Below are 8359 nucleotides of genomic sequence, written 5' to 3'. Positions count from 1 at the left end.
GCTCCCTGCTCCCCTACCTATTCTCCCCCACCCCTATTTAATAAAACTTCAAATAGGTTTATTATCCTTTAAAATCTTTTGCAAAAATTTAGGTAGGTATATGGCTGATATTGTTGATATTGCTGTTACGGCTGAGTCTTTCAAAACACTAGTGGCGGCTGTACAAGCTGCTGGTTTAGTAGAAACATTAAAAAGTCCTGGCCCGTTCACTGTCTTTGCACCAAATGACGATGCTTTTGCCAAATTACCGCCGGGAACTATCCAAACTCTCTTACAGAATATTCCCCAGCTAACGCGGATTTTAAAGTATCATGTCGTTCCAGGAAAGCTGCTAAAGGATGATTTGGCAGAACTCGGCACGGTTAATTCTGTGGAAGGTTCACCGATTAAAATTCATTCTTTAGATGGTTTTGAAGTTAAAAATGCCACAGTTTTAGCAGCAGATATCGAAGCTGATAATGGCGTGGTACACGTTATCGATACCGTGATTTTACCGGGTTAATTCAGCTAGGGTGGAAAACATCCACCCTACTTATCCAAAATCTTTATAATTAACTAACTATTGAGTAGTATCAAAACGCAACTCAATATTTTAATTTATGTTATGTTTGCAATGTGATTACTCACTCACCTGTTAATGTAAATTTAGTTATTTTAAAATAAATTAAGTTCTTAAAAAGCTAACATCTATCCCAACAACATTAATGCTCGATTTTAACACCTTAGTAGAGTTCTCTCGTGGTAACTGCATAAGTATTTGTGCGTTTCTCGTTCCAGCGAACTTGCTTGTCACAATTTTAACAATGGCTCTGGTAGCCTTACGTCGCCCATCACATCAAATATGGCAATCTGCTGGAATTGCTAGCTTTTTCGCTTCTGTAATGATCCTGCACGTATATACTTGGTTTATGATTGGCGTGGTGATGGCTCCTACTTATATCTTGTTGTGGCTAGCAATCACGTGTTTGGTGACTAATTTGGGAGCAATTCTTTATCAAAGACGTTATAGTAACAGCCCTAGCCTTTCCAACAACGTCTGAAATCTAGATTTCTCCATTCATGCTCAAGGATGGCATATAGCCAAGAGTCTCGCCATTCTCCCTTAATCCAATGGTGTTCTCGCAAATATCCTTCTTGCTGCATTCCAATTTTTTGCATAACTCGTGCTGAAGCAATGTTTTCTGGATGACAAGTCGCAAAGATGCGATGTAAGCCTAACTCCTGAAAACCAAATGACACAACTGCTTTTACAGCTTCTGTTGCATATCCTTTTCCCCAAAATTTATTAGTAAAACAGTATCCAATAGAGCCTGTTTTATTATCAATATCCTTAACGGATATGCGACAGATACCAATTAATTGCTGTTGGGTTTTTAAAGTCACTGCTAGCGCAAAATGTTGACGGGGTTCTTCTCCTTGTAATGAAATCTCTCTTTGCAAAAAGTTTTTGGTATCTTCTTCACTATTAGGGCCAAAAGTCAAATAACGCACAACTTCGCGATCGCTAGCGTATTGATGAACCGCTAGCCAATCTGATTCTACAAAGTCTCGCAGTATGAGACGTTGGGTTTCTAGCGGTAGATTCATTGGGTAAATTCTGCACGTAACTGATTGACAACCCGATCTAATCCCACGGAATGGGCGGCTTTGAACAATAAACGATCGCCTGTTTGCACAAATGTCTTCAACCTAGCCACTAACTCGGCATGAGTTGCAAAGCATTCCGATGGGATACCTTCAGCACTTTGAGCCATAGCTTCGGCATCTTCTCCATCTACCAAAACCAACAAGCCGTCTAAATTCAACTTTCGGACTGTTTCTCCCACTCGCTGGTGCAACTGCTGCGATCGCTCTCCTAATTCTTTCATTGCACCCAATACAGCAATCTTCCGCTTTCCGGGTGTGTCTGCTAATAACTGCAAAGATGCAATCATCGCTTCTGGTGCAGCATTATAAGTTTCATCTAAGATTATCACATCATTGGGTAAGGTAAATCGCTGCGATCGTCCTGTAGGCATATCCACCTCTACACCTGCTTTAAGGCTTGCCCAATCAATCTCCAACACTTTTGCCACTGCTAAAGCTGCCAAGAAATTAGTGGCATTATGACGACCAGGTAGCGGTAGAGGTAGTTGGATTCCTGCAACTTCCACAGTTTCGTTATCAATTAACTGCCCTTGGATATCCCCACCAGAGAAGCCGTAAGTTAAAACTTCTCCTTGCCAAACTTTCGCCGCAGTAGCCATTAATAAAGGATTGTCGTGGTTGAGAATTGCCACACTATCAGCAGCCATTTCAGCTAATAACTCACATTTTGCCTCAGCGATCGCTTCTTCGGAACCCAGTAATTCAATATGTGCCGTTCCAACATTGGTAATTACTCCAATTGTTGGACGCGCTATTTGCGTCAGTTCGGCAATTTGTCCCCTACCCCGCATCGCCATTTCAATCACAGCGTAGTCATTTTCTGCACCAAGTTCTAGGAGAGTTTTCGGAACACCAATTTCATTGTTGTAATTTCCATAAGTTTTGTGAACTCGCCCCTTTGTTCCTAAAACTGCGGCGATCAATTCTTTGGTTGTGGTTTTACCCACAGAACCTGTTACGCCAATTACAGGAATATTAAAGCGATCGCGCCACCATCTGCCAATTTGTTGATATGCCTTTAAGGTATCTTTTACCCGTAACACCGGAAAACCGGGATTTTCGTATTCAAAATCTACAATTGCAGCTATTGCACCCTTTGCGATCGCAGTTGGCACAAATTTATGTCCATCAAATTTATCGCCTCGCAAAGCGACAAATACTTCACCCAGCTTCAGGGTACGGCTATCTGTTTGTATACCGCAACTTACTTGTGTTAAAGCAGTTTCAGATAAGTTTATCGGACTGGCCAAAAGAACTTCAACCAGTTGGGATAGGGTGGCAGAACAACGCATAAGTAATTTACAATTTAAAGTTCAAAATTATAAAATCGAATTATGACACAATACTGCATTGAACAACAAGATTTGCGACTTCTCGAAAAAGTCGCAAATTTAAAATAACACCAAAATATAGTGCCAAAGAAGCTTAAGTCCTTTGGCACGCCTTTTTTAGAAGCTATTTATATAGTTTAATTAAGCAGATGCTTTATTTTCCTATCCACGGTTTTTAATTAAGATTACTTGCATGATTTGTAGTGCTATCTCACGAGAAACGCCTAAAGCTTGATATAGATCGTTTAAGAAGCTTTTTTCTTCTTCAGCTACAACACCTTCAGCTAAGACTAAATCAGTGGCTACTGCAAAGGCTGCTTCCCGCAAGTCTTGAGATAGAGAATCCTTTGCTGCATCAAATAAAGCGTTAAAACCATCCTCCTTGAGAATGCCCAATATTTGGTCAAACAGCCTATTCATCATCTCATGACGATAACCTGTAAAAAGTTTCATCCGAGACAGCACAAAAGTGATAGAATTTGCTTGCTCAACAGAAAGATAACCGTCTGAAGCTGTTGCCGCCAAGACAATAACAGCAAAAGCTTCCGCTGAATTGAGTGCTGCTTGGGTTTGGTTTTCTGTACCCAACACAGCGTTGAATAGACTCATCTGTAGTAACTCCTTGGCTAGAGTCTCAATAGCGCTACAGTTACCTGTATGTTTGGTAGATTTACAAGTAAAACTGTAACGCTGTGAGACTTTCATGCTTTAGTATTCCCAAGATTTATCCACGGCGAACACTTGCACCCAATGGTTTTTAGCAAGAACTACAATTGCCATCTGTAAATTTAGCGTTCTCCTGCCTTTTCTATTGTTTCAATTACCGCTAAACCTATACCAGAAGCTGCTATTAACAGTATTGCTGATATCAAATAGGCATTAGTCAACATCCGTAAGGCTTCACCGAAAAAAATATAGGTGGTCATTGCTTCACCTTTGAAAATTTGTGCTGCTAGTACTTTTTATTTCTCCACACCCTGATAGGTGTATTTCGCTGAGAAACTGCTAGCAATTGCATCTTAACAAAACTTTAGCTCTTTCAGAACCCCATTCAAAATTTTTATTTCTGAAGATTTGATGAACTTGACAAAAAAGCGCATTAAGTATGGGGCATGAAGAAGAAACAAGGCAGAAAAGGGCTTAAAAAGGCTGGTATTTTGTATTTGGTCATTTTTTAACTATTTCAACCGATGTTTAAATCCTGAAACGACCAAACTACGTTAAATAGTTGAGAATTTTCTCAATTATTTTCGACATACTAAAAAACCTATCCTTGAAAGGAAGAAAAGGGGGAGAGACTTGTCTTCAACTCTTCAGTTCAAGAAACCTTTGCCTGCTTGACTTTTGTGAACTTTTGTTCGGTAATGAGGGAAACAAGGAAAGTTAAAGTAAACAGGATTCAATCGTCGCTACAACTGATTGACAAAGAGTATTAAAATCGTAACCACCTTCTAAGCCAAACAGAATTTTACGAGTTAGCCCTAGACAATAATTAGTAAATAAAGCATAGTCTTCTGGCTGCAAATTGATACTTGCTAGAGGATCGGCGGCATTGCCATCATAACCAGCACTCACAATCAGTAAATCCGCTTGAAAATTCTCTAAAAACGGTATGACTTGCCTTTCAAATAATGGCTGATACACTGCAATATCACTACCAGGAGGTACTGGTAAATTTAATACATTATTATGAAAGCCGCGTTCTGTGGCTCTCCCAGTACCGGGATAACATGGATATTGATGTAGGGAACAGTAGGCGATACGTGCTTCAGTTTCAACGATCGCCTGAGTACCATTACCGTGATGCACATCCCAATCGAGAATGGCGACGCGGTTAATTCCGGGTTGTTCGAGGGCAAAGAAAGCGGCGATCGCAGCATTAGAAAATAGGCAAAAGCCCATCCCAGCATCGCTTTCTGCATGATGTCCTGGGGGACGTGCTAATACAAAAGCTGGATTAGCCGACCTTAACACAGCTTCAACACCATCCAGCCATGCACTAACTGCCAACAATGCCACATCATAACTGCGTGGGGAAACTGGTGTATCTCCATCCAAAGGGCCGCCGCCACTAGAAGCGATTTGCCAAAGTTTTTTGATGTAGGCTGGGCTATGAGCTTTAACCAACATAGACATCAGTGATAACTGTTCTGATACTGGTGTGGGCGATCGCCAGTCAATTTTATCTGTGAATCTAGCTGCTTTTAGGGCATTAGCGATCGCAGTTAAACGTTCTGGTTTTTCGGGATGGTATTTTCCAGTCTTGTGATCTAAAAATTCGTCGGAATAGATGACTGGCAGCATAGGACGAAAAAAGTCGGCAGTAGGACAATAAACAATTCGTAATTCGTAATTCGTAGTTATGTCGTGTGACCGAATTTTAACCCCGACACAAAACAAGCTGTGTATGGGAACGGAGGTATCAACCCCTATTCAATTAGGAATTACGAATTATGATGAATGCTATTGTATCGTTACTGGTACAAACAGTTTTTTCTTGTATTAGATGATTGGTCGTTTACTTTCGAGGATTTCTGTTGCTTTCTGTTCAGGAAGTGGCCGGTAGAAGAAATAGCCCTGTACCTCCTCACAGTTGATAGATTTCAAGAACTCCAATTGCTCTGCTGTTTCCACCCCTTCGGCTGTCAACTTCAATCCCAAGCTGTGTCCCAAGGTAACTATGGCCTGGATAATATGAGATACTTTTGAATCCGGTTTCAAATCTCTCATGAAAGACTGATCTATTTTGAGATTGTGGAGTGGCAAAAGCTGTAGGCGCGAGAGCGAGGAGTGACCCGTACCAAAGTCATCAATGGAGATGTTAACACCCATCTGCTTTAGCTCCTCTAACACCGTTCTGGTAAAACCCAAGTCCTCAATGGCTGTGGTTTCCATAATTTCTAATTCTAAAAAATGGGCATCTAGACCCGTTTGCTCTAAAACTCTGGTTATAATCTCCACCAATTTGGGTTGGCGGAACTGCTTCAGAGAAAGATTGACAGCCATAGTTATAGGTGGCAATCCTGAATCTTGCCAGGTTTTATTTTGCATACAGGCTGTCCGTAGCACCCATTCGCCGATGGCGATAATTAATCCGCTTTCTTCGGCGAGGGGAATGAAGACACTGGGTGCAACCAATCCCATTTCTGGGTGCTGCCAACGCAACAGAGCCTCCATACCAGTAATTTCTCCTGTGCCAATGTTCACACGAGGTTGATAGAACACCGTAAATTCTTCACGTTCTAGGGCATAGCGCAAACTCTTTTCTAAAGTCAGAAGTTCAGGATTCTTGGCGCTCAGAGAAACACTATAGAATTGATAATTATTCCGCCCTTTGTCTTTGGCGTAGTATAAAGCGGCATCTGCGTGCTGGATTAGTGTTTCGGCATCAGGACTGTTGTTATCAAGCAACGCAATACCGAGGCTGGCAGTCACATAAAGTTCATGCCCTTGGAGATAAAAAGGATCTTCTAAGGTTTGTAAAATTCTGTACGCCACTTGCGTTACTTCTTCAATATCAGTGACTCGTGGGAGTAAGATAGTAAACTCATCGCCTCCCCAACGGGCTATAGTGTCTCCCCCTCTGAGTAAATTTTGTAATCTTTGAGCGACGTTTTTTAACAATTGGTCTCCCAAAGTATGCCCCAGAGTGTCATTAATTACCTTGAAGCGATCCAGGTCGAGGAAGATCACAGCTAAACTTTCGTCATTCCGAGTGGCATTGGGCAGAGTTTTACTCAGCAGTTCGTTAAATAGTAGGCGATTGGGCAACCCTGTCAGCATGTCATGGAGAGCTTGATAGCGGATCTTTTCTTCTACTTGCTGACGTTGCCGGGCACCAATAATACTAGCGGCCATTGTCAAAAGTGTAGATTCTTCGTGCTTTGACCAATGACGCTCAAAGGTGCAGTCTGCCAAGCCAAGATAGCCCCAGCACTCATTTTCCAAGCGGAGAGGCACCAAAAGAAGGGATTGAATGCCATCTCTAATGAGGAATTCTTGTTCGGCGATCGGAAATTTTTGGGTGAGTCCGCTAATTGACTGGCCGCTACAAAGAACAGTATACCAACGGGCTAATCCAGAACCTTGATAAACCTGATTCTGCCAATGGTGGTGGGTAGATTCAATTAAAGATTGCGTCCATTCAAACCGCAAACTGACTGCTATTTCCCCTGTAGCAGGATGGGGATGATTCTGAAAAAGATAAGCACGATCTGCCTTGGCAGCTTCGCCCAGTATAGCTAAAGCTTGCTCAATACCAGTTTCGTAATTCATTTCCCCCAGCAAATAATTAGCGGCTTCTGCAACTGCTTGCAGCAAGCGATCGCGCTGACGCAATTCGGCTGTAGCTTGTTTTTGCTCTGTAATATCCCTAATAATAAAAGTTCTAATTAAATCACTTTGAGGAAGGTAGAGAACGGATTGTTCAAAAACTTCTGTATCTACTTCCACCTCCCGCACAAAAGAATTTTTTTCTAAATTTTTAACCGTACTCAGGAGTCCTGCTAATATTGGGTGTTCTGTGCCAACTTCCCTAAGTTTGGGAAACTTGAGAGTAGCAGCAGGATTGATATAAGTAACTATTCCCTCAAAATCCATCTCAACAATTGGATTGGGGATGAGTTCAGGGAAAGATGCTAGACGAGCTAAGGCAGACTCACTAGCTGCTTCCAAGCTGGGATCGATAGCTAGGGTTTGAAAAGGATTTGCAGGACTGGCTTGCTCTGATAGGAAGCCAGATAAGTCTTCAACATCAAAAGATTCAGAAAATACTTCTTCTGAAATGTTGGAAATAGCATAATATTTAGCCTGAGCTTGATGACTGCCAAAGTCAATGGTATCTCCATTTCTAAGATTATGAGAAAAGGCTTTAGTACCATTTATAAATAAACCATTAGTACTTCCTTTACCCTTGAAGTTGCCATCAATAATTTGGAAGCCATATTGGTCAGTCTCTGGAACAGTTACTCGCAACAAAATTGCGTGTTGCATTGATACTGACCGGGAAACCAAGACAATGGTGTTTGCAGGATGCCGGCCCAGAGAATAAGTAGTCTCTCGCAGGGGGACAGTTCTCCGCCCTTGCAGGTCTTTGATGACCAACAGATGGCGTATTTTTTCCCGCTCATTTCCTAACATGGCTGTTCCTCAAATTCTCATATATTTTTGTCTTAATCTGAAAAATACAACTCCCAGAAATGCGCTCTGAAAGTCTTAACTTCTAGCAAAACTTGCTTCATAAAATTTGTCACCACCTACAGATAACAGTTGCGTTACCTTATCGCGATAACACACCCTACAACCACGATCGTTGGTTGAAAAATTTTTAACTGGAAGTCCCAGAGATAAGTTATCAGCTTTGTCCCTTCGTCTATTCAGCC

The 8359-nt window shown here is 41.6% G+C and carries 8 protein-coding genes; 2 read left to right on the top strand and 6 right to left on the bottom strand.

Annotated features, from left to right (window positions below; genetic code table 11):
* The first annotated feature begins 100 nt into the window (after window positions 1-100).
* The gene (locus G1O98_RS12425; protein WP_163929094.1) at window positions 101-502 is read left to right on the top strand and encodes a fasciclin domain-containing protein; all 402 of its coding nucleotides are present in this window, start codon (window positions 101-103) and stop codon (window positions 500-502) included.
* 202 nt (window positions 503-704) lie between these two features.
* Window positions 705-1040, top strand: coding sequence for a hypothetical protein (locus G1O98_RS12420; protein WP_163929093.1), 336 nt, complete (start codon window positions 705-707; stop codon window positions 1038-1040).
* On the opposite strand, the gene G1O98_RS12415 is transcribed toward G1O98_RS12420, so the two are convergent.
* The 6 genes from G1O98_RS12415 to G1O98_RS12395 form a co-directional block, all read right to left on the bottom strand.
* Entirely contained in the window at window positions 1018-1587 is a 570-nt protein-coding gene (locus tag G1O98_RS12415; RefSeq protein ID WP_163929092.1) for a GNAT family N-acetyltransferase, read from the bottom strand. The genes G1O98_RS12420 and G1O98_RS12415 overlap by 23 nt on opposite strands.
* Window positions 1584-2939, bottom strand: a complete 1356-nt coding sequence (murF, locus tag G1O98_RS12410) for a UDP-N-acetylmuramoyl-tripeptide--D-alanyl-D-alanine ligase (RefSeq protein ID WP_163929091.1) — start codon at window positions 2937-2939, stop codon at window positions 1584-1586. Before murF ends, G1O98_RS12415 begins: the two co-directional genes overlap by 4 nt.
* A gap of 201 nt (window positions 2940-3140) precedes the next feature.
* Window positions 3141-3587, bottom strand: coding sequence for a tellurite resistance TerB family protein (locus G1O98_RS12405; protein WP_163929099.1), 447 nt, complete (start codon window positions 3585-3587; stop codon window positions 3141-3143).
* Between the two features lie 179 nt (window positions 3588-3766).
* A complete protein-coding gene (locus G1O98_RS38745) occupies window positions 3767-3904 on the bottom strand; it encodes a hypothetical protein (RefSeq protein ID WP_167306192.1) in 138 nt (45 codons plus the stop codon).
* Window positions 3905-4361: 457 nt separating this feature from the next.
* Window positions 4362-5282 carry a histone deacetylase gene (locus G1O98_RS12400; RefSeq protein WP_163929090.1) on the bottom strand — a complete coding sequence of 307 codons (921 nt, stop codon included), beginning with the start codon at window positions 5280-5282 and terminating at the stop codon, window positions 4362-4364.
* 198 nt (window positions 5283-5480) lie between these two features.
* Entirely contained in the window at window positions 5481-8117 is a 2637-nt protein-coding gene (locus G1O98_RS12395) for an EAL domain-containing protein (RefSeq protein ID WP_163929089.1), read from the bottom strand.
* Window positions 8118-8359: the final 242 nt, after the last annotated feature.

Origin of the sequence: Nostoc sp. UIC 10630, assembly GCF_010747425.1 — a bacterium.
Lineage (GTDB): Bacteria > Cyanobacteriota > Cyanobacteriia > Cyanobacteriales > Nostocaceae > Nostoc.
Note: the sequence above shows the minus strand (reverse complement) of the source record. Positions and strands in the feature narration are given on the sequence as shown.

Bases quoted from the DNA above. Each gene is read 5' to 3' on its own strand.
- G1O98_RS12420 (WP_163929093.1), top strand. From the start codon at position 705: ATGCTCGATTTTAACACCTTAGTAGAGTTCTCTCGTGGTAACTGCATA.
- G1O98_RS38745 (WP_167306192.1), bottom strand. From the start codon at position 3,904: ATGACCACCTATATTTTTTTCGGTGAAGCCTTACGGATGTTGACTAAT.
- G1O98_RS12415 (WP_163929092.1), bottom strand. From the start codon at position 1,587: ATGAATCTACCGCTAGAAACCCAACGTCTCATACTGCGAGACTTTGTA.
- G1O98_RS12400 (WP_163929090.1), bottom strand. From the start codon at position 5,282: ATGCTGCCAGTCATCTATTCCGACGAATTTTTAGATCACAAGACTGGA.
- G1O98_RS12425 (WP_163929094.1), top strand. From the start codon at position 101: ATGGCTGATATTGTTGATATTGCTGTTACGGCTGAGTCTTTCAAAACA.
- G1O98_RS12405 (WP_163929099.1), bottom strand. From the start codon at position 3,587: ATGAGTCTATTCAACGCTGTGTTGGGTACAGAAAACCAAACCCAAGCA.
- murF (WP_163929091.1), bottom strand. From the start codon at position 2,939: ATGCGTTGTTCTGCCACCCTATCCCAACTGGTTGAAGTTCTTTTGGCC.
- G1O98_RS12395 (WP_163929089.1), bottom strand. From the start codon at position 8,117: ATGTTAGGAAATGAGCGGGAAAAAATACGCCATCTGTTGGTCATCAAA.